This window comes from Nonomuraea roseola, from assembly GCF_039535395.1.
GTDB lineage: Bacteria > Actinomycetota > Actinomycetes > Streptosporangiales > Streptosporangiaceae > Nonomuraea > Nonomuraea roseola.
In genome coordinates this window covers 1-23,994 of sequence record NZ_BAAAXC010000012.1, presented here as the reverse complement: position 1 = coordinate 23,994, position 23,994 = coordinate 1, and the positions used below count along the sequence as shown (strand labels likewise).

The 23,994-nt window shown below is 69.2% G+C and carries 27 protein-coding genes; 8 read left to right on the top strand and 19 right to left on the bottom strand.

The annotated features are described in order from the left end of the window. Positions 1-45: 45 nt before the first annotated feature. The 4 genes from qcrB to ctaE are packed head-to-tail and all read right to left on the bottom strand — an operon-like array spanning position 46 to position 4,244. Positions 46-1,701 carry a cytochrome bc1 complex cytochrome b subunit gene (qcrB, locus tag ABFX55_RS12170; protein ID WP_346120491.1) on the bottom strand — a complete coding sequence of 552 codons (1,656 nt, stop codon included), beginning with the start codon at positions 1,699-1,701 and terminating at the stop codon, positions 46-48. Continuing rightward, positions 1,698-2,804: a cytochrome bc1 complex Rieske iron-sulfur subunit gene (gene qcrA, locus ABFX55_RS12165; RefSeq protein WP_346120489.1), complete on the bottom strand. Its 1,107-nt coding sequence runs from the start codon at positions 2,802-2,804 to the stop codon at positions 1,698-1,700. Before qcrA ends, qcrB begins: the two co-directional genes overlap by 4 nt. Further along, entirely contained in the window at positions 2,801-3,610 is an 810-nt protein-coding gene (gene qcrC, locus ABFX55_RS12160; protein ID WP_183658748.1) for a cytochrome bc1 complex diheme cytochrome c subunit, read from the bottom strand. The genes qcrA and qcrC overlap by 4 nt, the downstream gene beginning before the upstream one ends. Before the next feature lie 16 nt (positions 3,611-3,626). After that, positions 3,627-4,244: an aa3-type cytochrome oxidase subunit III gene (ctaE, locus tag ABFX55_RS12155; protein ID WP_183658745.1), complete on the bottom strand. Its 618-nt coding sequence runs from the start codon at positions 4,242-4,244 to the stop codon at positions 3,627-3,629. A gap of 197 nt (positions 4,245-4,441) precedes the next feature. Here ctaE and ABFX55_RS12150 point away from each other — a divergent pair, with 197 nt between their 5' ends. From ABFX55_RS12150 to ABFX55_RS12140, 3 genes are all read left to right on the top strand, one after another. After that, positions 4,442-4,840 carry a DNA-binding transcriptional response regulator gene (locus ABFX55_RS12150; RefSeq protein ID WP_346121963.1) on the top strand — a complete coding sequence of 133 codons (399 nt, stop codon included), beginning with the start codon at positions 4,442-4,444 and terminating at the stop codon, positions 4,838-4,840. Between the two features lie 7 nt (positions 4,841-4,847). Next, positions 4,848-5,894, top strand: a complete 1,047-nt coding sequence (gene trpD / locus ABFX55_RS12145) for an anthranilate phosphoribosyltransferase (RefSeq protein ID WP_346120487.1) — start codon at positions 4,848-4,850, stop codon at positions 5,892-5,894. A gap of 92 nt (positions 5,895-5,986) precedes the next feature. Continuing rightward, positions 5,987-6,682, top strand: coding sequence for a sensor histidine kinase (locus tag ABFX55_RS12140; protein ID WP_346120485.1), 696 nt, complete (start codon positions 5,987-5,989; stop codon positions 6,680-6,682). Between the two features lie 58 nt (positions 6,683-6,740). On the opposite strand, the gene ABFX55_RS12135 is transcribed toward ABFX55_RS12140, so the two are convergent. The 4 genes from ABFX55_RS12135 to ctaC all read right to left on the bottom strand — a co-directional run bounded on the left by ABFX55_RS12135 (position 6,741) and on the right by ctaC (position 10,877). Further along, positions 6,741-7,937, bottom strand: coding sequence for a L,D-transpeptidase (locus ABFX55_RS12135; RefSeq protein WP_346120483.1), 1,197 nt, complete (start codon positions 7,935-7,937; stop codon positions 6,741-6,743). Between the two features lie 134 nt (positions 7,938-8,071). Next, a complete protein-coding gene (locus ABFX55_RS12130; RefSeq protein WP_183658737.1) occupies positions 8,072-8,467 on the bottom strand; it encodes a cytochrome c oxidase subunit 4 in 396 nt (131 codons plus the stop codon). Further along, positions 8,464-10,122 carry an aa3-type cytochrome oxidase subunit I gene (gene ctaD / locus ABFX55_RS12125; protein WP_428834761.1) on the bottom strand — a complete coding sequence of 553 codons (1,659 nt, stop codon included), beginning with the start codon at positions 10,120-10,122 and terminating at the stop codon, positions 8,464-8,466. Before ctaD ends, ABFX55_RS12130 begins: the two co-directional genes overlap by 4 nt. Further along, positions 10,119-10,877, bottom strand: coding sequence for an aa3-type cytochrome oxidase subunit II (gene ctaC / locus ABFX55_RS12120; RefSeq protein ID WP_312895917.1), 759 nt, complete (start codon positions 10,875-10,877; stop codon positions 10,119-10,121). The genes ctaD and ctaC overlap by 4 nt, the downstream gene beginning before the upstream one ends. A 197-nt stretch (positions 10,878-11,074) precedes the next feature. Between ctaC and ABFX55_RS12115 the strand changes: the two genes are divergently transcribed. The 3 genes from ABFX55_RS12115 to ABFX55_RS12105 all read left to right on the top strand — a co-directional run bounded on the left by ABFX55_RS12115 (position 11,075) and on the right by ABFX55_RS12105 (position 12,968). Further along, positions 11,075-12,208 (top strand): cysteine desulfurase family protein, encoded by a 1,134-nt coding sequence (locus ABFX55_RS12115; RefSeq protein WP_346120481.1) that lies wholly within the window; start codon positions 11,075-11,077, stop codon positions 12,206-12,208. Next, the gene (locus ABFX55_RS12110) at positions 12,205-12,450 is read left to right on the top strand and encodes a sulfurtransferase TusA family protein (RefSeq protein ID WP_183658729.1); all 246 of its coding nucleotides are present in this window, start codon (positions 12,205-12,207) and stop codon (positions 12,448-12,450) included. Before ABFX55_RS12115 ends, ABFX55_RS12110 begins: the two co-directional genes overlap by 4 nt. An 86-nt stretch (positions 12,451-12,536) precedes the next feature. Beyond that, on the top strand, positions 12,537-12,968 hold the full coding sequence (locus ABFX55_RS12105) for a CBS domain-containing protein (RefSeq protein WP_346120478.1): 432 nt from the start codon (positions 12,537-12,539) through the stop codon (positions 12,966-12,968). A 122-nt stretch (positions 12,969-13,090) separates the two neighbouring features. On the opposite strand, the gene ABFX55_RS12100 is transcribed toward ABFX55_RS12105, so the two are convergent. Next, a complete protein-coding gene (locus ABFX55_RS12100; RefSeq protein WP_346120476.1) occupies positions 13,091-14,077 on the bottom strand; it encodes a carbohydrate kinase family protein in 987 nt (328 codons plus the stop codon). A gap of 98 nt (positions 14,078-14,175) precedes the next feature. Beyond that, positions 14,176-14,529: an iron-sulfur cluster insertion protein ErpA gene (gene erpA / locus ABFX55_RS12095; protein WP_183658723.1), complete on the bottom strand. Its 354-nt coding sequence runs from the start codon at positions 14,527-14,529 to the stop codon at positions 14,176-14,178. A 192-nt stretch (positions 14,530-14,721) separates the two neighbouring features. Here erpA and nadA point away from each other — a divergent pair, with 192 nt between their 5' ends. Further along, a complete protein-coding gene (nadA, locus tag ABFX55_RS12090) occupies positions 14,722-15,864 on the top strand; it encodes a quinolinate synthase NadA (protein WP_346120474.1) in 1,143 nt (380 codons plus the stop codon). Between the two features lie 49 nt (positions 15,865-15,913). Here the strand turns inward: nadA and ABFX55_RS12085 are convergent, their stop codons facing one another. Genes ABFX55_RS12085 through ABFX55_RS12055 form a run of 7 tightly spaced genes read right to left on the bottom strand, consistent with a single transcriptional unit; the run spans position 15,914 to position 21,420 of the window. Next, a complete protein-coding gene (locus ABFX55_RS12085) occupies positions 15,914-16,636 on the bottom strand; it encodes an SIMPL domain-containing protein (RefSeq protein ID WP_346120472.1) in 723 nt (240 codons plus the stop codon). 56 nt (positions 16,637-16,692) lie between these two features. Beyond that, on the bottom strand, positions 16,693-17,451 hold the full coding sequence (locus ABFX55_RS12080) for a maleylpyruvate isomerase family mycothiol-dependent enzyme (RefSeq protein WP_346120470.1): 759 nt from the start codon (positions 17,449-17,451) through the stop codon (positions 16,693-16,695). Positions 17,452-17,509: 58 nt separating this feature from the next. After that, positions 17,510-18,832, bottom strand: coding sequence for a DUF998 domain-containing protein (locus ABFX55_RS12075; RefSeq protein ID WP_346120468.1), 1,323 nt, complete (start codon positions 18,830-18,832; stop codon positions 17,510-17,512). A 49-nt stretch (positions 18,833-18,881) separates the two neighbouring features. Then, positions 18,882-19,439 (bottom strand): PspA-associated protein PspAB, encoded by a 558-nt coding sequence (pspAB, locus tag ABFX55_RS12070; RefSeq protein WP_346120466.1) that lies wholly within the window; start codon positions 19,437-19,439, stop codon positions 18,882-18,884. A gap of 2 nt (positions 19,440-19,441) precedes the next feature. Beyond that, positions 19,442-20,341, bottom strand: a complete 900-nt coding sequence (gene htpX, locus ABFX55_RS12065) for a zinc metalloprotease HtpX (RefSeq protein ID WP_346120464.1) — start codon at positions 20,339-20,341, stop codon at positions 19,442-19,444. A gap of 3 nt (positions 20,342-20,344) precedes the next feature. After that, positions 20,345-20,623: a PspA-associated protein PspAA gene (gene pspAA / locus ABFX55_RS12060; RefSeq protein WP_183658710.1), complete on the bottom strand. Its 279-nt coding sequence runs from the start codon at positions 20,621-20,623 to the stop codon at positions 20,345-20,347. Continuing rightward, positions 20,620-21,420 carry a PspA/IM30 family protein gene (locus ABFX55_RS12055; RefSeq protein WP_346120462.1) on the bottom strand — a complete coding sequence of 267 codons (801 nt, stop codon included), beginning with the start codon at positions 21,418-21,420 and terminating at the stop codon, positions 20,620-20,622. Before ABFX55_RS12055 ends, pspAA begins: the two co-directional genes overlap by 4 nt. A gap of 152 nt (positions 21,421-21,572) precedes the next feature. On the opposite strand from ABFX55_RS12055, the gene ABFX55_RS12050 reads away from it, so the two are divergent. After that, positions 21,573-22,157, top strand: coding sequence for a DUF3043 domain-containing protein (locus ABFX55_RS12050; protein WP_350655397.1), 585 nt, complete (start codon positions 21,573-21,575; stop codon positions 22,155-22,157). A gap of 62 nt (positions 22,158-22,219) precedes the next feature. On the opposite strand, the gene ABFX55_RS12045 is transcribed toward ABFX55_RS12050, so the two are convergent. Beyond that, positions 22,220-23,179, bottom strand: a complete 960-nt coding sequence (locus ABFX55_RS12045; RefSeq protein ID WP_346120460.1) for an SMI1/KNR4 family protein — start codon at positions 23,177-23,179, stop codon at positions 22,220-22,222. Between the two features lie 10 nt (positions 23,180-23,189). Next, the coding region (locus tag ABFX55_RS12040) for an SMI1/KNR4 family protein (protein WP_346120458.1) at positions 23,190-23,994 on the bottom strand (805 nt) is incomplete at its 5' end.

The following is a 23,994-nucleotide window of genomic DNA, read 5'->3' as shown; positions in this document are numbered from 1 at the left end:
CCGCCCCGGACCGCGAGATGCGGTCCGGGGCGGCGCTTTCGTGCGTCAGTGCGTCAGGCTGCGGTCGTCGCCGCCCGGCCCGATCTCGGCGTGTTCCTCGCCGTGCTCGTGCCCGTGGCCGTCGTCCAGCGGGATCTTCTCCCCGCCGTACGCCTTCGACATCCGCCCGCGCAGCTTGCCCAGCGGGCCGCGCATGCCCCTCGGCGGGATGCCCTCGGTGTCGGCGTCCACCTCGACCTGCGGGATCGCCTCCTTGCCACGCAGGTGCGCCTCGATGTCCTCCGCCGCAGGCGTGTGGACCTCGATGAACTCACCGTGCGGCAGCCGCTTGATCACGCCCGACTCCACACCGTGCCCGATGACCGCCGCGTCGGAGCGCTGCAGACCCAGACAGATCCGGTAGGTGACGATGTAGGCGATCACCGGACCCACCAGCACCAGCACCCGGCCGATGTAGGTCGTCCAGTTCAGGCTGATCTGGAAGAAGGCCGAGATCTCGTCGTTGGCGCCCAGCAGCCACAACACGCCGTAGAACGTGATGGCCGCCATGCCGATCGAGGTGCGGTGCGGGTTGTTGCGGGGACGGTCGGCGATGTGGTGCTCGCGGTTGTCGCCGGTCACCCACCGCTCCACGAACGGATACAGCGCCAGGCCCGTCATCACGATGCCCATCGGCACCAGAGCCGGGATGATGACGCTCAGCGGCAGCGTGCCGAACTCGCTGGTGCCGAACAGGTTGATCTCCCACGGCGGCATCAGCCGCAGCGAGCCCTCCAGGAAGCCCATGTAGAAGTCGGGCTGCGAACCCGCCGAGATGTCGGCCGGCGTGTAGGGGCCGAACGCCCAGATCGGGTTGATCTGCGCGAAGGTCGCCAGGCCCGCCACCACCGCGAAGGTGAACATGAAGTAGGCGCCGGCCTTCAGCATGAACGCCGGATAGAACGGCGCGCCGACCACGTTGTGGTTGTTGCGCCCCTTGCCCGGCATCTGCGTGTGCTTCTGCACCCACATCAGCACCATGTGCGCCGAGATCAACGCCAGCAGGATGCCAGGGATCAGCAGGATGTGCAGCGAGTAGAACCTCGCGATCACATCCTCACCCGGATACTCCCCGCCGAACAGGAAGAAGGTGATGTACGTGCCCACCAGCGGCAGCGAGATCGCCACGCCCTCGGTGATCCGCAGACCCGCGCCCGACAGCAGGTCGTCAGGCAGCGAGTAGCCGGTCAGGCCCTCGGCCAGCGCAAGCGTCAGCAGCAGCACGCCGATCAGCCAGTTCAGCTCGCGCGGCTTGCGGTATGCACCCGTGAAGAACACGCGGAGCATGTGCACCATCATGCCGGCCACGAACAGCAGCGCCGCCCAGTGGTGGATCTGCCGCATCAGCAGACCACCGCGCACCTCGAAGCTGATCTCCAGAGCCGAGGCGTAGGCCTCGGACATCACGACGCCCTTGAGCGGGTCGTAAGGACCGTCGTAGATCACGTGCATCATGCTGGGCTTGAAGAAGAACGTCAGGAACGTCCCGCTCAGCAGCAGGATGATGAAGGAGTAGAGCGCGATCTCACCCAGCAGGAACGACCAGTGGTCGGGAAAGATCTTGCGCATGTTGCGCTTGAGGAAGGTCCCCGCGCCGATGCGGTCGTCGAGGTAGCTCGAAGGACCCGCGATGGCCTTGGGAACAGCCGTCATGTCGCTCATGCCTGGCCCCCTTCCCTTGCCTTGGCCTCGGCGTCGCCGCGCTCCCAGAAGCTGGGGCCGACCGGCACGGCGAAGTCACCCTTCGCGATCAGGAAACCCTGCTCGTCGACGCCGATGGGCAGCTGCGGCAGCGGCCTGGCGGCCGGGCCGAAGATGACCTTGGCGCCGTCTGCCGCGTCGAAGGTCGACTGGTGGCAGGGGCACAGGATGTGGTGCGTGGTCTGCTCGTACAGGGCCGCGGGGCAGCCGACGTGCGTGCAGATCTTGGAGTAGGCCACGATGCCGTCGTGGGTCCAGTTCTTGTTCACGCCCGACTTGATCTCTTCGGGCCTGAACTTGATCAGGATCAGCGTGGCCTTGGCCAGGGCGTTCATGTCGTGCTCGTAGCCCTCGGGCACCACGGACAGGATGCCGCCGGGCGAGTTGAAGTCGGCGGCCCTGATCGGCTGACCGGTGCCCTCGACGACCAGCTTGAGCGGCTTGCCCTCCTTGGTCTTGCCACCCCACACCGTGTGCCGTAGCTCCTTGTGGAAGGCCGAGGCGGGCATCTTGGAGTTGTCGAGGTCACGCAGCAGGACCAGCGGGATCAGCCCCAGCGGGGCCGAGGCCAGCAGCAGCGTACGGCGCAGCAGCGGCCGCTTGACGAAGCCGCTCTCCTTGGCGCCCTGGACGAACGTCTCCGAGACGTAGGACCTGGTCGCCGAGTCGGTCGCCATCTCGTGGCGCTCCTGGATCAGCGTGTACTTCGGCATGACCTGGCGGACCCAGACGACGATGCCGGCCGCGAGACCGAGCAGCGCCAGCGTCAGCGGCGCGCCCAGCGCGAGGTTGGAGACCGCCGTGCTGTCGACGTCGCCCACCTGGAAGACCACGTAGTTGACGATGAACACGATGCCCGCGAGGGCGGTGATCGTGAAGCAGAGCGCCACGATCCTCTCGCCCTTGCGAGCCTTGGCCTCGTCGGGGTAGTAGACGCCGGGAACCTCGTCGTCGACCTTCTTCTCCTCGGCGGGGATCATCGTGCTTCCCGGCGGAGGGGTGCCGATCACGCGCTTGGGGACGCGCTCGTCCGGCTGCTCGATCTCATGTTCGTTGTCTGTCATGACGCCTGTCGCTTCTTAGCGGTGATCCAGATGGCGGCCAGTACGAGGGCGCTGATACCCACGAGCCATGCGACGAGGCCCTCGGTGACCGGGCCGATGCGGCCCAGGCCGAAGCCGCCGGGGTCGGTCTGCTCCCGCACGTCCGTGATGTAAGCGATCATGTCCCGCTTCTCTTCGGGCGTGATCGTGGAGTCGTTGAAGACCGGCATCGCCTGCGGTCCCGTGGCCATCGCCTCGTAGATCTGGGTGGGCGTCGCCTCGTTCAGGTTGGGCGCGTACTTGCCCAGTGTGAGCGCGCCGCCCGCGCCGGTCCAGTTGTGACACTGGATGCAGTTGGCCCTGAAGAGCTCGCCGCCCCTGGCGACGTTGCCCTGCGCGGGGTCGACCGCGTTCTTGTCGGGGACGACGGGCCCGCCGCCGAGCGACTGCACGTAGGCGGCCAGCTGGCGGGTGGTGTCCTCGTTGACCCACGGCGCGACGGGCTTGCGCGGCGCCTGGGCGCCAGGGTTGGCAGCCGGCATGCGGCCGCTGCTCACCTGGAAGTCGACCGCCGCCGCGCCCACGCCGACGAGCGTGGGACCGGTGGACGTGCCCTCAGCATTGAGGCCGTGGCAGCTCGAGCAGTGCGCCTGGAAGAGGCTCTTGCCTTCTGCGACGTCGTCGGCCTTGCCGGACGCCAGAGCGGCGTCTGCCGGCCTGCTGGCCGGCGAGAGGAGGGTGTACACCCCCCCGACCAGCGCCAACGCGAAAAGCAGGACGGCGTATCTCGCGAGCGGATGCCGCCGCCGAGCGGTGATCCTAGTCACAGAGATCCCCGTTTCCTTACTGGATGATGTAGATGGTCGCGAAAAGGCCGATCCAGACGACGTCAACGAAGTGCCAGTAGTACGACACGACGATCGCGCTGGTCGCCTGCTCATGCGTGAAGCGCTTCGCGGCGTACGTGCGTCCCAGCATGAACAGGAACGCGATCAGACCACCGGTCACGTGAAGCCCGTGGAAGCCCGTGGTCAGGTAGAACACCGAGGTGTACGGGTTCGCGGAGAGCGTCGCGCCCTCGTGGGCGAGCTGCATGTACTCGTAGATCTGGCCGCCGACGAAGACGGCGCCCATGAGGAAGCTGACGAAGTACCAGAAGCGGAGCTTGCCGACCTGACCCTTTTCCGCGGCCCACACGCCAAGCTGACACGTCACACTCGACAGGACCAGGATGATCGTGTTGACCGTAGAGAACGGAACGTTGAGATGCGCCTCGGGCCAGGGCTTGCCCTCGCCGAGACTCACTGACCGGATGGTGAAGTACATCGCGAACAGCGCCGCGAAGAACATGAGCTCAGAGGACAGCCACACGATCGTCCCGACGCTGACCAGATTGGGCCTGCGGGACGAATGAGCTGTCGTCGTCGTTGTAATTGCGGATGCTGTCGCCACGGGCAGCATTATTGCGGCTCCAGTGGTCGGGTCGCCGCACGACCCCCCGTTAGTGGGTCCGAAGCTGCCCTCAACCTGGAACAATTAGGGCAAAACGCCCGCCGAGCCCGGCGGCCTGGGTATCTGTGCAGGGGCACCGGTACGATCCCAGGTGACCATACCGCTACCACCGATAGTGAGCTGCGACCGTGAGCACCGACGACACGATGAGGGTCCTCGTCTACAGCGACGACGCGGGAACCCGCGAGCAGGTACGGCAGGCCATCGGGCGCCGTCCCGCAGCCGACGTCCCGCTGGTGGAGATCGTGGAGTGCGCCACCCAGCCCAAGGTCCTGCAGTTGCTCGACTCCGGCACCGTCGACGTGGCCGTGCTCGACGGCGAGACCCAGCCCGCCGGCGGCATGGGCGTCAGCAAGCAGGCCAAGGACGAGGTCTACGACTGCCCGCCGATCCTGCTGCTCGTGGCGCGCAAGGACGACCGCTGGCTGGCCAACTGGTCGCGCGCCGACGCCGTCGTCTCACAGCCGCTGGAGCCGATCGCCCTGGCCGACGCCGTCGCCGGGCTCATGAGGCAGCGCTCCGCCACCCGACTCAACGCGAAGTAGGTTCTCCATGGACGCTCGCACCACCTGGCCCGCGCTGCTGTCGGCCCTCCTCTCGGGGGAACACCTGACCGCCGACGAGACGGCGTGGGCGATGCGGGAGATCATGTCCGGGTCGGCCACGCCCGCCCAGATCGCCGGGTTCGCGATCGCGCTGCGCGCCAAGGGCGAGACCGTCGCCGAGGTGACCGGCCTGGCGCGGACGATGCTGGAGCTGGCGACCCCGCTGAAGGTGGAAGGGCCCGTCGTCGACATCGTCGGCACGGGCGGCGACCGCGCCCATACCGTGAACGTCTCCACGATGGCCGCGATCGTGGCCGCCGCCGCGGGCGTGCGGGTGGTCAAGCACGGCAACCGCGCGGCCTCCTCCTCGTGCGGTGCCGCCGACGTCCTCGAGTACCTCGGCATCAGGCTCGACCTGCCGCCCGAGTCCACCGCCAGGGTGGCGGTCGAGGCGGGCATCGCGTTCTGCTTCGCGCCCGTCTACCACCCCGCGCTGCGCTTCGCGGGCCCGCCGCGCAAGGAGCTCGGCGTGCCGACGGTCTTCAACTTCCTCGGCCCTCTGACCAACCCCGCCCGTCCCTCCGCGCAGGCCATCGGCGTCTACGACGCGCGCATGCTGCCCGTCCTGGCCGGCGTCTTCGCCGAGCGCGGCGTCTCGGCCCTGGTCTTCCGCGGCGACGACGGGCTCGACGAGCTCACCATCGCCACCACCTCCACGGTGTGGGTGGTGCGCGACGGCGCCGCGACGCAGACGGTCTTCGACCCCGCGGTGCTCGGCATCGCGCGAGCCGAGGTCGGCGCGCTGCGCGGCGGCGACGTCGCCTTCAACGCCCAGGCCGTGCACGACCTGGTGCGCGGCGAGACGGGGCCGATCCGCGACGCCGTCCTGCTGAACGCCGCCGCCGCCCTGGTGGCCGCCGACGGCCCTGGCGACGACCTCGACTCGGCGATGATCGACGGCTACGCCCGCGCGGTCCAGGCCGTCGACTCCGGCCGCGCCGCCGCAACCCTCGACCGCTGGATCGAGGTCAGCCGCACGCTGACGCCCGCGTAGGCCGCCCGGCCTGCACGGTCCGCACGGCGGTGGAGCGAAGATCCGCCGCCAAGCGGATGTCAACCTCCTGACCGGGGCCTACGCTCCCGGCCATGCCGCCTCTTCTGACCTGGCTGGCCACCGCCGCCACGGTCGTCCTGTGTCCCGTCGCGCTCCTGCTGCTGCGCTCCCGCCTCCGCCTGGCGGCCACGCTCTCCTCCGAGCGCCTGGCCGCCCGCGAGACCGTCGAGCGGGCCAGGATCATCCAGGAGCTGCACGAGGTGGTGGCCCACCACGTCAGCGTCATGACCCTGGGGGTCGGCGCCGGCCGCATGACCATGGAGAAGAACGCCCTGAGGGCCAGGGACACGCTGAAGGAGGCCGAGGAGTCGGGCCGCCAGGCCCTGGGCGAGCTGCAGCGCATGCTGGGCGTGCTGAGCGCCTTCACCGGGGTCCCGCCCTCCAGGACGCCGCAGCCGCGCCTGACCGACCTGCCCGACCTGCTCGACGACGCGCGCCGTACCGGCCTGCTCGTGGAGTTCGTCCAGGACGGTCGCCCCGCCCCCGTCGCCCCCGGCGTGGAGCTGTCGGCCTACCGGATCGTCCAGGAGGCCCTCAGCGGCGCCGCGTCGGCCACCCGTGCCAGAGTGACCCTCCGATGGCGTCCGGGCGTCCTGGAGGTCCTGGTGGCCGACGACGGCCTCTCCAGGGCGCCGGGCCTCAGCATGCGCGAACGCGCCGCTCTGCTCGGCGGCACCCTCACGACCGCGGACGGCCGCTCCGTGCACGCCAGCCTGCCGCTCGGCTGATCGGCGCCCACGACACCCGCCGCCCGGCCGGGCGGGCGGCGCGCCGCGGGGCCGCGGCCTAGAGCGACTCGGTGAGCCCCGACTTCACCGAGCTCCACTGCAGCCACTGCTCCCAGTCCTCCTGCCAGTGGCCCCAGCCGTTGGTCGGCTCCAGCTTGCGCGGCGAGCCGGTGATGATGATCGGATCTCCGATCAGCGTGTTCTTGATGAACCACGCCGCGTTGGAGGGGCTGACGTTCACGCAGCCGTGGCTCACGTTGGCGTGGCCCTGCGAGCCCACCGACCACGGCGCGCTGTGGACGTACTCGCCGGAGTTCGAGATGCGGACGGTGTTGTAGACGGTCAGGCGGTAGTAGCCCGACTGGCCGGGACCGATGCCAGGAGAGGTCATGATGGTGACCGGCTCCCTGGACATCGCCAGGTGGACGCCGGACGTCGTGTAGTACTTCCACACCCCGCCCTGGCCCGCGCTCATCGGCATCTCCCTGACGAGCCTGCCGTCGCGCTTCACCTTCAGCACGTGGTTCTGCGTGCTCCCGCTGGTGATCTGCTCTCGGCCGATCTTGAAGTCGAGGACGTGGTCGCGCTTGCCGTACATGCCCTCGCCGCCGCGCACGCCGGCCAGGCGCGCCTCGAGGCGGACCCTGGTGTGCGCGGGCCAGTACTTCTTCGGCCTGAAGTCGACGTGCCTGTCGTCGAACCAGTGCCAGGCGCCCTCGACCGGCTTGGAGGTCTTCACGACGAGGTTGCGCTCGACCGAGACGCGGTCGGTGATGTCCTTGTCGAAGGTGATCATGATCGGCATGCCGACGCCGACGGTCAGTCCCGTGTCGTCCCTGTGCGGCGCGATGTACTCGATGCCGAAGGTGCTGTCGGCCTTGACCGTGGAGAACGTGGTCGTGGTCCGCGTCGTCTGGCCCACGGGGTTGGCCACGAGCGCGGTGACGGTGTACGAGGCGCCGGGGGTGGCGTAGCGCTCGCTGCGCCACTGCGTGCCGTCCGCGCTGAGCTCGCCCGTCAGGGTGCCCGCCTTGCCGGTGACGGTGACGCTCCGCAGCGTGCCGCCCCTGGCCGCCACGAGCACGGTCTGGTCGGTCGGCACGTTGCCCGCCTTGTCGGCGGGCAGCACCTGGACGCTCGCCGCCGGTGGCGCAGCGCTCGGCGTGGCCTGCCCCTCGGTCTTGTCGCTGCCCGCACAAGCGGTCAGTACGGCGAGGGCCAGAACACCAGCCGATCCCTGAGTCAACCGCCCCACGAGAACTCCCCTCTCCGCAATCCCCTCACGCCCCATTACTACCCTGCGTAACCGTTTTGCCATATCCGGTGCGCGGTAAAAAACGCCAAAAGCGGGCGCCCTTGGACAAGGGCACCCGCTTCAGCGTGGATGGGTCAGTGAGAGAAGTGACCCCGGTAGTACTGGAAGACGAACCCGACCATCGCCATGATCACCATGAAGACGCCGATCAGGAACATCCACATGCCGATCACGAAGCCGACGAACGCGAACGCCGCCGCGAGGCAGACGAACAGCGGCCACCAGCTGCTCGGGCTGAAGAAGCCGATCTCACCGGCCCCGTCGCTGATCTCGGCCTGCTTGTTGTCCTCCGGCTGGGCGCCGATGCGCCGGGCCGTGAACATCAGGTAGTAGCCGATCATGAACGCGAAGCCGACGGAGATGGCCATGGCCGTGGTGCCGACGGGCTCCCTGGACCAGAACCAGTAGACGACGTCGACGCCGGCGAAGAACAGTCCGCAGAGCAGGAACAGCCAACCCTGGACCTTCATCGGGCTTCACCCTCCAGAGGCTTGGCCGACACGTGCGGGTAGTGGAGGTCGAACGCGGGGCGCTCGGACCTGATGCGGGGCAGCGAGGTGAAGTTGTGCCGCGGCGGCGGGCAGGAGGTGGCCCACTCCAGCGAGCCGCCGTAGCCCCACGGGTCGTCCACGGTGACCTTCGGCGCGCTGCGCCAGGTCTTCCAGACGTTGTAGAAGAACGGCAGCGTCGAGGCGCCGAGCACGAAGGCGCCCACCGACGAGATGAGGTTCAGGTCGGTGAAGCCGTCGGTCGGCGCGTAGTCGGCGTAGCGGCGGGGGAAGCCCACGACGCCCAGCCAGTGCTGCACCAGGAAGGTGGTGTGGAAGCCGACGAACAGCAGCCAGAAGTGGACCTTGCCCATCCTGTCGTTGAGCATCTTGCCGGTGAACTTCGGCCACCAGAAGTAGAAGCCCGCGAACATCGCGAACACGACGGTGCCGAAGACCACGTAGTGGAAGTGGGCCACGACGAAGTAGCTGTCGCTGATCTGGAAGTCGAGCGGCGGCGAGGCCAGGATGACGCCGGTCAGGCCACCGAGCAGGAAGGTGATCAGGAAGCCGATCGAGAACAGCATCGGCGACTCGAAGCTCAGATGGCCTCGCCACATCGTGCCGATCCAGTTGAAGAACTTCACGCCCGTCGGCACCGCGATGAGGAACGTCATGAACGAGAAGAACGGCAGCAGGACCTGGCCTGTGGCGAACATGTGGTGGGCCCACACGGTGATCGACAGACCGGCGATCGCGATGGTGGCGCCGACCAGGCCGATGTAGCCGAACAGCGGCTTGCGGCTGAAGACGGGGAGGATCTCCGTCACGATGCCGAAGAACGGCAGCGCGATGATGTAGACCTCGGGGTGTCCGAAGAACCAGAACAGGTGCTGCCACAGCATCGCGCCACCGGTCTCGGGGGCGAAGATGTGGGTGCCGAGCTTGCGGTCGGCCTCCAGCGCGAGCAGCGCGGCGGCCAGCACGGGGAAGGCCATCAGCACGAGCATGCTGGTCAGCAGGATGTTCCAGGTGAACATCGGCATACGGAACATCGTCATGCCGGGCGCGCGCATGCAGATGATCGTGGTGATGAAGTTCACCGAGCCGAGGATGGTGCCGAGACCGGACAGGGCCAGGCCCATGATCCACAGGTCGCCGCCGATGCCGGGCGAGCTGATGGCGTTCGACAGCGGGGTGTAGGCGAACCAGCCGAAGCTGGCCGCGCCGTTCGGGGTCAGGAAGCCGCTGACCGCGATGATGCTGCCGAACAGGTAGAGCCAGTAGCTGACCATGTTCAGGCGGGGGAAGGCCACGTCGGGCGCGCCGATCTGCAGCGGCATCAGCTCGTTGGCGAAGCCGGCGAACAGCGGCGTCGCGAACATCAGCAGCATGATCGTGCCGTGCATGGTGAACAGCTGGTTGAACTGCTCGTTGGTGGTGAGCTGCAGCCCAGGCTGCGCCAGCTCGGCCCGCATGATCAGCGCCATCACGCCGCCGATCAGGAAGAAGATGAACGACGTGATCAGATAGAGATGCCCGATGATCTTGTGATCGGTGGAGGACATCCACTTGGCGATCACCAGGCCCTTGCGGGTCGGCGGCGCCGTGACGGGTGGTGCTTGAATGGCGGTCACTGGGGGCTCCCAGCCTGGGTCGTCATGTACTGGTCGAACTCAGCCTGCGAGACGAGCTTCACCCTGAAGAGCATGCGGCTGTGGTCGACGCCGCACAGCTCGGCGCAGCGGCCCGCGTAGGTGCCGGGCTTGTTCAGCGTGGTGATCTCGAACTTGTTCTTCTCGCCGGAGATGCCGGGGATCACGTCACGCTTGAACATGAACGCGGGGACCCAGAACGAGTGGATCACGTCGTCGGCGTCGAGCTTGAACTGGACCTGGGTGTTCACCGGGAGCACCAGCTCCGGCGCCTGGGCCGCCTGGTAGTCGCTCACCGGCATGCCGACGACCTTGGCGGTCTTGCCGCCGGCGTCGGTGGTGAAGCGCCAGCTCCACTGGAAACCTTCCACGTGGACTGTCACGGCGGGCGCGGCCGAGGTCTTGAGGATCTCGGTCTCGTCGCGGGCGGTGAAGAAGAAGAACACCGACACCATGACGAGCGGCACGAGCGTGTAGAGGATCTCGATCGGCAGGTTGTAGCGGACCTGCGGAGGGAGCTCGGCCGAGTTCTTGCGCCTGCGGTGGAAGACACACGCCCAGATGATCAGGACGATGACGACGAGTCCCGTGGCCAGAGCCGCGATCCACGCCCCGTTCCACAGGTTCGTGACGGTCTCGCCCTGCTTGGTGACGCTCTCCGGCAGGAGGCCGCGCGACCAGTTGGCCTCGGGCACGTCATTTGCACAAGCCGTCGCGGAGGCCAGCAGCAACGCCAAACCGGCGGCGCTGGACACTCTGCGCCGGCCCAACGGACGCCGCTCAGTACGGCGGGTCGGACTCACGGATCGCCTACCCCACAGATGAAGCCCAGGAGTCTCTCCTGGGCGCTCGTATTTCCATATGCACAGCTGATTGCAGACACATTAGCGTGGGGGGTGGTCGGCTCCCCGCTCGCCCCCGTTAATGTCTCGATGTGGCGTACTTCGACGCGGCATCGACCGAGCCGCTGCACCCCCGAGCGCGTGAAGCGCTGATAACTGCCATGGATGCGGGCTGGGCCGACCCGGCGCGACTGTACGGCCAGGCCCGCCGTGCTCACCTGCTTCTGGAGCAGGCCCGCACGGAGGTGGCCGAGGCGCTGGGCGCGAGGCCCGACGAGGTCTCCTTCACCTCCTCGGGCACGCAGGCCGTGCATCTCGGCGTGCTCGGCACCCTACACGGCAGGCGCAGGGCCGGACGTCACCTCGTGACCAGCGCGGTGGAACACTCCAGCGTCCTGCACGCCGCCGCCGTCCACGAGGGCGAGGGCGGCACGGTGAGCACCGTGGGCGTCGACCTGGCAGGTCGCGTGGATCTGGCGGCCTTCGGCGCGGCCGTCGCGGTGGAGGGCACCGCCCTGGCCTGCCTGCAAACGGCCAACCATGAGGTCGGCACGCTGCAGCCGGTGGAGCGGGCGGCCGCGATCTGCAGGGAGCACGGCGTGCCGCTGCTGGTCGACGCCGCCCAGAGCGCGGGCCGCCTGCCGATCCCGCAGGGCTGGTCGGTGCTGACGGCCAGCGCGCACAAGTGGGGAGGGCCCGCGGGGGTGGGGGTGCTGGCCGTGCGGAAGGGAACCAGGTTCCGCTCCTTCCTGCCCGAGGACGAGCGCGAGCGCCGAAGGGTGCCGGGCTTCGAGAACGTCCCCGCGGTCGTGGCGGCCGCCGCCGCGCTGGTGGCGGTCAAGGAGGAGGCCGAGAGGGACAACGCCCGCCTGTCCGCCCTCGTCGACGTCATCAGGGAGCGGGTGCCGCAGGTGGTGCCCGACGTGGAGGTCATCGGCGACCCCGTCGACAGGGCGCCGCACATCGTGACCTTCTCCTGCCTCTACGTCGACGGCGAGGCGCTGCTGACCGAGCTCGACAAGGCAGGCTTCGCCGTATCGTCCGGCAGCTCGTGCACGGCTAGTACGCTTCGTCCATCGCATGTTTTGGAGGCGATGGGCGTGCTTACGCATGGAAACGTCCGGGTATCGCTGCCCAGGGGCGCTTCCGCGGCCGAGGTCGACAGGTTCCTGACCGTCCTTCCCGACGTGGTGCGCCGGATCCGTCAAGACGCAGGAGTCGCATGACAGTCGCAGCTCAGCCGGCCCTGACCATCGACGCGCTCGGCAAGAAGTGCCCGATCCCGATCATCATGCTCGCCGAGCAGATCAACTTCGTGCCGCTGAACGCCGTCGTCGCCGTCCTGGCCGACGATCCTGCCGCCTTCACCGACGTGCCCGCCTGGTGCAGGCTCAAGTCGCATCCGCACGTGGGCACCTACGAGCTGCCCGGCGGCGGCTGGGCGATCCACGTGCGCCGCAACTATTGACCGGACGGCCACGCGGCCAGGGGTCGTGAGCGGCGCGTAGATGGGTACATCCCCGACGGAAAGTCATCGACTTCGGGGGGATTCAGATGACCAGCGGACATCCGCACGAGACCGCGCGCGACCTCATGAACCCGGGCGTGGAGTGCATCGCCGCCCACGAGACCCTGGACAGGGCCGCGCAGATGATGCGCGACATGAAGGTCGGCGCGCTGCCCATCTGCGGCGACGACGACAGGCTGAAGGGCATCATCACCGACCGCGACATCGTCGTGAAGTGCGTCGCCGAGGGGCACGACCCCTCCAAGGTGACGGCCGCGCAGATGGCCACAGGGCTGGTCTGGGTGGCGGCGGACGCCACGGTGGAGGAGGCCCTGACGCGCATGGAGGAGAACCAGATCAGGCGTCTGCCCGTGATCGACAACCACCGGATCATCGGCATGATCAGCGAGGCCGACCTGGCCAAGCACCTGCCTGACGACCAGCTCGCCGAGTTCATGCACCGGATCTACGCGCCCTGATCGCCTCTGCATGCCCGGCGTGACGGCGGGCAGCGCAGTCCCGCTGGAGCACGCGTGACGGACGGACGGCCACCGGTGACCCCGGTGGCCGTCATTTCGCGTGCCGTGAGAAAAGAGAAAGATCAGGCGTGGTGGCAGCGGATGTGCGCGGCCACCTCGTCGGCGGCCTCCTGCCCGTAGGCGGCGGCGAAGCGGTCGAGGAAGACCTGCTGGCCCAGCTCGTACTCCTGGCAGCCCACGCGCTCCAGCACGTGCGTGGCGGTGAGGTTGCCGACCTGCCCCGCCCGCTCCAGCGTCAGGCCCCAGGCCACGCCGGCCAGGAACCCGGCCCTGAACGCGTCGCCCACGCCCGTGGGGTCGGCCTTGCCCAGCTCAGGCGCGGGGGTCACGTGAACGGACGGCTCGCCCTTGCGGTCGATGACCGCGCCCTTGGGCCCGAGGGTGGTGACGCGCACGCCGACCCTGTCGAGGACCTCGGCGTCGGACCAGCCGGTCTTCTGCTCGATGAGGCCCTTCTCGTAGTCGTTGGAGAACAGGTAGGCGGCGCCGTCGACCAGCTGGCGGATCTGCTCGCCCGACATGCGGGCCAGCTGCTGGGAGGGGTCCGCGGCGAACGGGATGCCGCGCTGGCGGCACTCGTCGGTGTGGCGCAGCATCGCGTCGGGGTCGTTGGGGCTGATCAGCACCAGGTCGATCCCGCCGACGCGGTCGGCGATGGGCTTCAGCTCGATCAGCCGCGCCTCTGCCATCGCGCCGGTGTAGAAGGAGGCGATCTGGTTGTGGTGCTCGTCGGTCGTGCACAGGAAGCGCGCGGTGTGGTGGGTCTCGGAGACGTGCACCGAGTCGCAGTCGACCCCGTGCCGCTCGAGCCACGAGCGGTAGTCGGCGAAGTCGGCGCCGACCGCGCCCACGAGGATCGGGCCGAGGCCGAGACAGCCCATTCCGAAGGTGATGTTGGCCGCGCAACCACCACGCCTGACCTGCAGGTCGTCGACGAGGAACGACAGGGATACCCGGTCGAGCTGATCGGCGATGAGCTGGTCCCCGAAGCTGCCGGGGAAGGTCATCAGATGGTCTGTCGCGATGGAGCCGGTGACGGCGATGCGCACGGGATTCTTCTTCCTCGTTGTCAGCAAGCCAATGAGCCCCAAGAGAATACGCGAAGGTCCCGCCCGCACAAAGACGGACGGGACCCTACGGCGCCCGGCTAGTTGAACGAGTCGCCGCAGGCGCAGGAGCCCGTGGCGTTGGGGTTGTCGATGGTGAAGCCCTGCTTCTCGATCGTGTCGACGAAGTCGATGGTGGCGCCGATCAGGTAGGGCGCGCTCATCCTGTCGGTCACGACACCCACCCCGTCGAAGTCCGAGACGATGTCGCCGTCCATCGAACGGTCGTCGAAGAAGAGCTGGTAGCGCAGGCCGGAACAGCCACCCGGCTGCACGGCAACGCGCAGCTGCAGGCCCTCTTCACCCTGCTGCTCCAGCAGGCTCTTGACCTTGGCCGCGGCCGCGTCGGTCAGGACCAGGCCCTGCGTCGTGGTCTCGCTGCTCTCAACCGTCATGTGCTGACTCCCGCGTCTGGATCAGCCGCAGTGTCACGGCTGTCTGTTTCTGACGTCCTACTTAGACGCTACCAACACCCGGCGACCGCTATGCATTCCGCTGACGTGAGGTTGTGGCCAAGGACCCGGAATAAATCCCCCCAAGGCGTGTGTCATCATTAGTCGTCACTTCGACGATAAGGGGGTACGGCCATGGCCACCCAGACTGGGCTGCCGCTCTTCGTCCTCGGGCAGGACACCGATCCGCACAGCGAGAAGGGGGTCGACTGTCCTGGCGAGCTTCCCGCCGCCTCCGACCCCGGACTGGTGGAGCGTGCGCGCAAGGCCAAGGAGGCGCTGGGCGACAGGCTGTTCGTCCTCGGTCACCACTACCAGCGTGACGAGGTCATCCAGTTCGCCGACGTGACCGGCGACTCCTTCAAGCTGGCGCAGCAGGCCGCCGCCCGTCCCGGGGCGGAGTACATCGTCTTCTGCGGCGTGCACTTCATGGCCGAGTCGGCCGACATCCTCACCGGCGACGCGCAGAAGGTGATCCTTCCCGACCTGGCCGCGGGGTGCTCGATGGCCGACATGGCCACCTTCGACCAGGTCGAGGAGGCGTGGGAGATCCTCGAGGACGCCGGCATCGCCGACAGCGTGGTGCCTGTCACGTACATGAACTCCAGCGCCGACATCAAGGCCTTCTGCGGCAGGCACGGCGGCACGGTGTGCACCTCCTCCAACGCCAAGCGGGCGCTGGAGTGGGCCTTCGAGCAGGGCGAGAAGGTGCTCTTCCTGCCCGACCAGCACCTGGGCCGCAACACCGCCGTGCTGGAGATGGGCCTGTCGCTCGAGGACTGCCTGGTCTACAACCCGCACAGGCCGCCGTCCGCCGAGGAGCTGCGCAGGGCGAAGATCATCCTGTGGAAGGGCCACTGCTCGGTGCACGGCCGCTTCACCGCCGACTCGGTCGACGACGTCCGGCGCCGTATCCCCGGCGTCAACGTCCTGGTCCACCCCGAGTGCAAGCACGAGGTGGTGCTCAAGGCCGATCACGTCGGCTCGACGGAGTACATCATCAAGAAGCTCGCCGAGGCCCCCGCGGGCTCGAAGTGGGCGGTCGGCACCGAGCTGAACCTGGTCAAGCGCCTCGGGCAGATGTTCCCCGACAAGAGCGTCTCGTTCCTCGACAAGACGGTCTGCTACTGCTCGACCATGAACCGCATCGACCTGCCGCACCTGGTGTGGGCGCTGGAGTCGCTGGTGCTCGGCGAGGTCGTCAACCAGATCACGGTCGACGCCGACACCACCCACTGGGCCAAGGTCGCCCTGGACCGCATGCTGGCCCTGCCGTAGCCCCGTCGCGGCCCGGCCCCTGACGAGCGAGGGCCGGGCTCCTGACGCCCTAGACGAGTGAGTAGACGACCCGGACGTGGACCGAGAGGTTCTGCCGTCCGGGGCTCACCGAGGACTTGTCCTCGGCGACCGCTCCCGCGAAGGCCATGGGGTGCGACCCTCCCACGACCTCGTCGCTGATGAGCACGACCTCGCCGAGCCTTCGCCCCGCCAGCTCGGCGAACTGCATCGCCTTGGTCTGGGCGTCCTTGAAGGCGGCGGCTCGGGCCTTCTTGAGCAGCGCGCCGGGATCGGACACCTCGAAGGAGACCCCGTTGAGCCTGACCTCCTCACCGACCGCGACGGCGGCGTCGATGATCCGGTCGGCCTTGTTCAGGTCGCGCACGACCGCCTCGACCCCCTGGGAGGCCCGGTAGCCCGACACCTTCGGGTAGGCCTCGTACTCGGGGCCGAGGGAGAGCTCGCTCGTCCGCAGGTCCTTGGCGGCCACCCCAGCCTCTAGCAGGGCCTTCGTGAGCTTGGCCGCGGCCGCCCTGACGGCCTTGAACGCCTCGCCCGCGGTGGCCGCGCGCACCTCGACGCCCGCCGAGAGTCGCATGACGTCGGGAGTGGCGGAGACCACGCCCTCTCCGACCACCGAGATCCGTTTACTCGTCTCGTCCACAACCACCCTCGCAGGTTCCGCGGTCGCCGCCCTGGCGAGCCCGCCGAGCATGCCCATTCCCGCGAACACGACGGCCGAGGCCGCGAGCGCGTGAGTCAGTCTGATCATGTGGGACATGTCACCAGCACGCCGCCGCGTGCTGATGGATCGACCCGGCCGCTTGACTAGATCATGGAATGGTCTGCCCACCATCGCAACAGCTTGGTCTCGCCGTCCATGCGCTGCCGCTCGAGCTCGCCTCTGCGCCAGATCAGCAGCAGCAGCTCGGCGGCGGTGTCGGCGTGCAGCGTGGCGCTCGCCCGCGCCGCCGAGCGCTCGTAGGCGAACCCCTCGGGCCCGAGCGTGATCAGCCACGCCGCGCCCGAGCCCGTCCTCCACGAGATCGTCTCTCCGTCGCCTGTCAGCTCGCGCACCTCAGGGCGCCACCTGCCCGCGTACGGCAGGACGTCGAGGAACTCCTCCACCCCGTCGACCGCCACGTCCTCGGGGATGTCGGGTGTCACGCCCAGGGCCAGCGCGGCGTCCGCGTGGTGCACCACGGTCTCGTGGAGCTGCCTGCGCGACCAGAACCGCACGTGCCTGTCGCCGCCCCACGCCCACATCGGCGCGTCGCCGGGGTGCGCGGTCAGCGCCTCGTCAAGCAGCCCCGCTCCCTCGCGGAGCCATCCGGCGAACTCCTCGTCCGCCAGCCCGGCGAAGCCGGCCTCGAGCGCCGCCCTGTCGAACCGTTCGGCCGCCAGCCGGCCCACCATGAGCGCGGCCCACCGGTGGACCCCGCCGGTGTGCGTCACCAGCTGCCGCAGGTCCCATCCTGGGCAGGTCGGCACCTGCGTCGTGAAGTCGGCGCCCTCGACGGTCCCCGCCATCCGCTCGATCTGCGTGACCGCAGCCGCCGCGTACCGCTCGTGGGTCCAGTCCACCATTCCCGCCTCCCAGCGCCGCCGGCTTCACGCCGATCGTGCCATCCCTGGACAGGCGCGGCTAGCCCGGCACGCGCGGCTCCTGGCAGGCCTCCACCACCGCGGCGCGCCGCTCCGCCTCGCCCGCCACCACGACCAGGCGCGCTCCCAGGTACTCCGCCAGCCGCGCCGCGCACTCGCCTCCCGTGCTGATCACCGTGACAGGAACGGAGGGGAACGGATGCTCCCGCCTGATCTCCTCCAGGTCCGCCGCCATCTCGCCCTTCGCCAGCCACTCCCCCGCCGCGGCGGCGGCCACCCTGCCCGTGCGGTAGACGCCGTACGGATCGGCGAGTCCGGTGCGGAGGATGTGCGCGAGCGAGCCCATCGTCCTGGCCAGGGCGGTCGCCCCCCATGTGGCGCCGAGGGCGGGCGTCCACGCGCGCAGCCCGCCCGCCCACGCGATGTTCGGACCCCGCCCGCATGTGGGGTCGACGAGGACGAGACGGGCCACGCGCAGCGGATGCAGCCTGGCGAAGGCCTCGGCGTGCCAGGCGGCGACCGAGCGCGCCACGACGGTCGCCCGCTCGGAGCCGGGCACGAGCGCGGCCAGGCGGGCGGCTTCGCCGTACAGGGTGGGCGGGACGGGCACGGCCGGGCTGAGCCCGAGGCCGGGCCGGTCGAAGCGGAGGACGCGGTGACCCTCCCGAAGTCCCTCGGCGACGGCCTCCCAGTGGAACCACGCGCCCGCCGGCCCCGGGCTGAGCAGCACCAGATGGCCAGACCCCTCGTCGACGACATGGACGGGGCCGCTGACCAGGGAGGGCGTGGCCTCGACCAGCAGTCTCGTGGCCAGGTAGAGCAGCCAGACGGCGACGAGGGTGACCTGCAGGCGCTGGGCGAGGCCCGCGTACCTGCCTACGGCGTCGGCGACGAACGTGGCCATGGTGGCCGTGAACATGGCCGCGGTGAGCAGCCACGTGAACGGGCTGCGCCATCGCGCGCTCAGCACCACCATGGCCACCAGCACGGCGGCGGTGGCGGCCACGCCCGCCGCCACGTGCGCCCGATGGGCGAAGGAGAGCGGCCCCCCGCACCCGGCGCAGTCGAGCGGGAACAGCCCTCCGACGGCGGTGCAGAGCCCGAACACCGCCATCGCCAGCCAGCCCTGCCACTCCTCGCGCACCCTGATGACGAGGGCGACCCCCGCCAGGCAGGCCAGGCCCGCGACCGTGTCGCACGCCCTGAACAGGGCCGACCACTCTTGGTCAGCGACTGTCAGCTGACCGACCAGGCGGTGCAGATCGAGGGCCTGGCTGGTGAACTGGCCCGGCATCCACGCGCTGACGAAGACGGCCACGACGGCGAACGCGCAGGCGGCCGCCAGGCTGAGTCGTCGCTCCATGTGATCATTACATCACTAAGCGCACAAACGCCACATCCCGGGGTCCTGGTTACAGACCGGGCGCGCCCCAGACGGGGAACCAGCGCGACAGATCCTCCTCGATCTTCAGCTCGCCGGCGAGCGCGCTGCGGGCCTGCAGTTCCAGCGCGTTGTCCCTGAGCTGCCCCGCCAGGGGCGCGAAGGGGTAGAACGTGCCGCGCTTGTAGAGGTAGACGATGCCCAGCCTGCGGCCCTGCGCGTCGGCGAAGGACACCAGCGAGCACAGCAGCGAAGGGCCGAAGCCCGCGTCCTCGAGCGAGGAGTTGACCGCGTGCAACTCGGTGACCAGGTCGGAGAGCGCGTCGGGCGCGCGCCTGACCACCAGCCACGAGTAGCCGTAGACGTCCTCCGACTCCTCCACCCGCTCGCCGAGCAGCGCCTTGACGTCGCCATGAAGCGTGGCGAACGCCCCTCCCTCGGCCGCCCTGTAGCTGACCGAGCCCACCCCCGTCGGCGCCAGCCCGGTGGCGGCCTGCAGGGTGACGGCCGCGGACGGCAGCGCGAACAGCGCGTCGAGGTCAGGCTGGACCGGCTTGGTCCTGCCGAGGATCACATCGAGCCAGCTCATGGTCAGCCCCTCCCGAGTTGCGCGGAGATCTTCGCCAGGTTCTCCAGCCTGCGCTGGAGCGGCGGGTGCGTGGAGAACAGACCTGCCGTCGTCTGCCCCTGCTTGAGCGCGGGGGCGAAGTAGAAGGCGTTGAACGGCTCCGCCTCGCGCAGGTCGCGCGTCGGGATCCGCGCCATCTCGCCGCTCACCTTGGTCAGCGCGCTGGCCAGCGCGGACGGCTGCTGCGTCAGCAGCGCCCCCGCCCTGTCGGCGGCCAGCTCCCTGTAGCGCGACAGAGCGCGCGTCAGCAGGAAGCTGACGGCGTAGACCAGGATCGAGGCCAGCATGACGATCAGGCCGATGGGCAGCCCGCCCTGGTTTCCTTCGCGGCGGCTGCCGAGCCCCGAGTAGAGGGCGAACCTCGTCATGAGCCCGGCCACGATGCCGAGGAAGGAGGCGATCGTCATGACCGCGACGTCGCGGTGCGCCACATGCGACAGCTCGTGGGCCAGGACGCCTTCGAGCTCCTCCGGCTCCAGCCGTCGCAGGATGCCTGTCGTCACGCAGACGACGGCCTTCTTCTGGTTGCGTCCCGTGGCGAAGGCGTTGGGCACGTCCGAGTCGGCGACGGCCACTCTCGGCTTGGGCATGTCCGCCATCGCGCAGAGCCTGTCGATCAAACCGTGCAGTTCGGGAGCCTCCTGGGGCGAGACCTCCCGCCCGCCCATCGCGAACAGGGCGATGCGGTCGGACAGGAAGTACTGCGCCAGAAGCATGACACCGGCGATCAGCAGCACGCTCAGCGCCCGCACGCCCAGGGCGATGAGGGCGCCGACGAAGGCGACGTAGAGCAGCCCGAGCAGGAACATCGTCACGACCATGCGGCTGGTGAGGCCGCGGTCCGACGCGAACCGGGTGCTCACGGGCTAACCCGGGATGAGCCCCGAGTCGCCCAGCATCTCCCGGACTTCCTCGATCGAGGCGTCCGCGGGGGGAAGGATCAGCTCGGACGGCTCCAGGCTGTCGTCGGGCAGCGCCTTGCCCACGTGGCGCACCTTGTCGAGCAGAGCGTGAAGCTTGTCACGGAACTCGGGTTCGTTGTCGGCCTCGATGGCCGCCTCGAGCTCGCTGTCGAGCTCGTTGAGCACGCCGAGATCGCCGTCGGCGATCTGGACCTGCCCCTCACCCATGATTCTGACGATCATGCGGGCTCCCCTGGCTGGCGCAGCTGCTGGGTCTGCGACTGCGGCTGGGGCTGGGCCTGCGGCTGCCCCTGCTCGATGGAGGGCTGGGGAGCGGGGCCCTGACCGAGCTCGGCCTTCATCCTGGCGAGCTCGAGCTCGACGTCCCTGCCGCCGCCCATGCGGTCGAGCTCGGCCTGGATGTCGTCGTTGCGGCTGCCGCTGAAGTCGTCGAGCGCGCCGCTGGCCAGCAGCTCGTCGATGGCTCCCGCGCGGGCCTGCATCTGCGCGGTCTTGTCCTCGGCCCGCTGGATGGCCAGACCGACGTCGCCCATCTCCTCGGAGATGCCGGAGAAGGCCTCGTTGATGCGGGTCTGCGCCTCGGCGGCGGTGTAGGTGGCCTTGATGGTCTCCTTCTTGTGGCGGAAGGAGTCGACCTTGGCCTGGAGCCGCTGGGAGGCCGTGGTGAGCTTCTCCTCCTCGGCCTGCAGGTTGTCGTGCTGGACGCGCAGGTCGGCGATCTGGGTCTGCAGGCTGGAACGACGGCTCAACGCCTCACGCGCCAGGTCCTCACGACCGACAGACAGCGCCTTGCGGCCCTGGTCCTCAAGGCGGGTGGCCTGCTGCTCGATATGGTTGATCTGCAGCTCCACCCGCTTGCGCGACGTGGCGACGTCCGCCACTCCCCTGCGCACCTTCTGCAGCAGCTCGAGTTGCCGCTGGTATGAGTAGTCAAGGGTCTCGCGCGGATCCTCCATTTTGTCCAGGGCCTTGTTGGCCTTGGACTTGAAGATCATCGAAAGTCTCTTCATCACGCTCATGCGCGTCGGCCGTCCCCTTCTTAGGTCGTGCTGTGGTCACCCAGTGCAGCGCAGCCGCCTTGGGATTACCCTACGCATAACGCACGGGGGCGTCACTAAGTTGCACGCCAGGTAGGGTTGACGCTGTGTTGCGTCGCCGTTCCCAGACCTCAGTGGACGAGTCCCCCGTCCCCACTGACGATCCTAAGCCCCAGGGCAAAGGACGTCCCACCCCGAAGCGCCGGGACGCCGAGGGGCGTCGGCGCCAGCCTGTGACCGCTCCAGCCAACCGCAAAGACGCCTACAAGCAGATGCGGGCCAGGCAGGCGGCCGACAGGGACAAAGCCCGTCAGGGCATGATGCGCGGCGAGGAGCGGTACCTCCCCGCCCGCGACAAGGGCCCCGTGCGCAAGTTCGCCCGTGACTGGGTCGACTCGCGCCGCGTGATCAGCCAGTACTTCCTGCCCTTCTCCCTGGTGATCCTGCTGCTGACGTGGATCCCCTTCCCTCCCGAGATCCGCAACTGGGTCTACTTCGGAGTCATCACGATCGGCTGGCCGATCATGATGGTCGGCGTGCTCGCCACCTCCGTGTGGGTGTCGTGGAAGGTGAAGAAGCTCGCCGCGGAGAAGTTCCCCGGCGAGAACCTCAAGGGCATCGGCTTCTACGCCTCCATGCGCGCGCTGCAGATCCGCAGGCTCCGCTTCCCTCCGCCTCAGTTCCTCCCCGGCGGCAAGCCCGCGCCGCCGAAGGCCTGAGGCCTCTTCTCGGGTACGGCCCGCGTCCTGTCGTGGACGCGGGCCGTACGCGTGTCAGCGCATCAGCCGTCGGCGCGCTCCCAGCGGAGAGTTCCGCGCACCACCCGGGGCCGCCAGCCGTCGACCTCTCCTCCGTCGCGCAGCGCGTCGGCGTTGGCACGCAGCAGGGCGAGATAGGACGGCGCGCGGCCGAAGCCGATCCCTCCGATCGTGTCGTCCCAGCCGACGTCGCCCTCCTGGGAGTCGATCAGGGCGTACTCCTGATGCTCGCTGTTCCTGTCGGGGAAGTGCAGGAAGGGGATCATGCGGCCGTTCCAGTACTCCAGGCGCGGTTCGGGGTCCTCCACGGTGGGGAAGTGGTGACACAGGAATCGCCACGTATCGCGAATCCCCCTGACACCGAGGCCCGAGGCGTTCCCCGGTCCGAAGGTCATCGAGCCGTCGTGGCGCAGCAGTGAGGCGCGCAGGTCGTCGGGGAAGCGCAGGCCCGTCTGCGCTTCGGCCACCGCGATGGTCCGCGCTCTCGCGGGGCCGCGCAGCGCGGCGTGGGTGACGGGCGCGTGCTTCTTGAGCCATCGCTCGACGCGCAGCCACTCCGCGTCCACCTCGCGCTTCACCGCGGGGTCGAGGGCACGGATCACCGCCCGGCGCTTCTGCGGGGAGCAGGCGGGGTCACGCGTCGGCGCCGGGGTGGGCGTCGGCTCGGGCCCGAGCGCGACGGTCGCCTCCGACTGTGGGACGGGCAGGTGGTGCTCGGCCGCGGCGCTTTGCTCGCCGGTGAGGTTCGTGGCCACGACCAGGCCCAGGGCGCCGAGGAGCACGCCCGCGACCACTCCGGCCAGTAGCCCCCTGAAGAACCTGTTCTCCTCGCGGGGACGGTAGCGTTCGAGGTCGTCGAGGGTGGGGCGGCCTAGCACCGGCTCCTCATGCCCGTCCTCGTCATGGCCGGACCTACTGTCGATCCTGATCGCGATCGCGGCGAGGACGGCGGCGGTCAACGCCATTCGCAGGAGCTTGAGCACCCGCGGCACCCTACCCGACGTACTCCCAGACCAGCTCACCGGAGATCACCCGCGGCCGGTGGCCGTCCACGGGCTCTCCCGACTCCAGCGCGTCGGCGGTCGCCTTGAGCAGGGCGTGGAAGGAACGCGCCCACGGCTCACCGGTGAAGTACATCGAGTCGGCCTCCAGCGTCTCGCCCAAGTCGCCTCGTTCGGAGTCCATCACCAGGTAGCCGCCCGAGCCGTCGGGGCCGACGGGGATCATCTGGCCGTCCCACAACTCCTCTCGCGGGTCGCCGCCGTTGTCGTGGTCGTCCCGGCACAGGTAGCGCCAGGTGTCCCTGATCGATCGGACTCCGGAGGTGTCATGGCCCGGCAGGGAGAAGCCGCCGTTGTGGCGCAGGAGGGAGGCGCGCAGGTCGTCGGGGAAGCGCAGGCCCATCTGGGCCTCTGCCACCGCGATCGTGCCCGCTCGGGCGGGACGGCCGAGTCTGCTGCGGGACTTCGGCGCGTTCGCGGCCAGCCAGCCCTCGATACGCCGCCACTGCCGGTTCACCGCCCGCCGCACGCCCGGGTCGCCGGGCCATACGGCCGGCGCGCGCCGCCCGGCGTGGCACGAGGCGTCGGGTGGGGTGTCCGCGGGCCGCTCGCCCATGGCTTCGAACAGATCCTCGGCACGGGAGGGCGGCGGGGACGTCTCGACCTCCACGCGCGTTCCGGGGTACGGCTCCGTCTTCGTCACGGAGGACATGAAGCACTCGGCATCCCCGTTCGGGCAGGGAGGGAGCGGCTCCCTCGCGATCGCCACCAACTCCTTGCAGGTGCCGTCCAGATCC

Excerpts from the sequence above, each read along its gene's own strand:
- qcrB (WP_346120491.1), bottom strand. The coding sequence starts at position 1,701 with ATGAGCGACATGACGGCTGTTCCCAAGGCCATCGCGGGTCCTTCGAGC.
- qcrA (WP_346120489.1), bottom strand. The coding sequence starts at position 2,804 with ATGACAGACAACGAACATGAGATCGAGCAGCCGGACGAGCGCGTCCCC.
- ctaE (WP_183658745.1), bottom strand. The coding sequence starts at position 4,244 with ATGCTGCCCGTGGCGACAGCATCCGCAATTACAACGACGACGACAGCT.
- ABFX55_RS12150 (WP_346121963.1), top strand. The coding sequence starts at position 4,442 with ATGAGGGTCCTCGTCTACAGCGACGACGCGGGAACCCGCGAGCAGGTA.
- trpD (WP_346120487.1), top strand. The coding sequence starts at position 4,848 with ATGGACGCTCGCACCACCTGGCCCGCGCTGCTGTCGGCCCTCCTCTCG.
- ABFX55_RS12140 (WP_346120485.1), top strand. The coding sequence starts at position 5,987 with ATGCCGCCTCTTCTGACCTGGCTGGCCACCGCCGCCACGGTCGTCCTG.
- ABFX55_RS12130 (WP_183658737.1), bottom strand. The coding sequence starts at position 8,467 with ATGAAGGTCCAGGGTTGGCTGTTCCTGCTCTGCGGACTGTTCTTCGCC.
- ABFX55_RS12110 (WP_183658729.1), top strand. The coding sequence starts at position 12,205 with ATGACAGTCGCAGCTCAGCCGGCCCTGACCATCGACGCGCTCGGCAAG.
- ABFX55_RS12105 (WP_346120478.1), top strand. The coding sequence starts at position 12,537 with ATGACCAGCGGACATCCGCACGAGACCGCGCGCGACCTCATGAACCCG.
- erpA (WP_183658723.1), bottom strand. The coding sequence starts at position 14,529 with ATGACGGTTGAGAGCAGCGAGACCACGACGCAGGGCCTGGTCCTGACC.
- nadA (WP_346120474.1), top strand. The coding sequence starts at position 14,722 with ATGGCCACCCAGACTGGGCTGCCGCTCTTCGTCCTCGGGCAGGACACC.
- ABFX55_RS12085 (WP_346120472.1), bottom strand. The coding sequence starts at position 16,636 with ATGATCAGACTGACTCACGCGCTCGCGGCCTCGGCCGTCGTGTTCGCG.
- ABFX55_RS12080 (WP_346120470.1), bottom strand. The coding sequence starts at position 17,451 with ATGGTGGACTGGACCCACGAGCGGTACGCGGCGGCTGCGGTCACGCAG.
- ABFX55_RS12075 (WP_346120468.1), bottom strand. The coding sequence starts at position 18,832 with ATGGAGCGACGACTCAGCCTGGCGGCCGCCTGCGCGTTCGCCGTCGTG.
- pspAB (WP_346120466.1), bottom strand. The coding sequence starts at position 19,439 with ATGAGCTGGCTCGATGTGATCCTCGGCAGGACCAAGCCGGTCCAGCCT.
- pspAA (WP_183658710.1), bottom strand. The coding sequence starts at position 20,623 with ATGATCGTCAGAATCATGGGTGAGGGGCAGGTCCAGATCGCCGACGGC.
- ABFX55_RS12055 (WP_346120462.1), bottom strand. The coding sequence starts at position 21,420 with ATGAGCGTGATGAAGAGACTTTCGATGATCTTCAAGTCCAAGGCCAAC.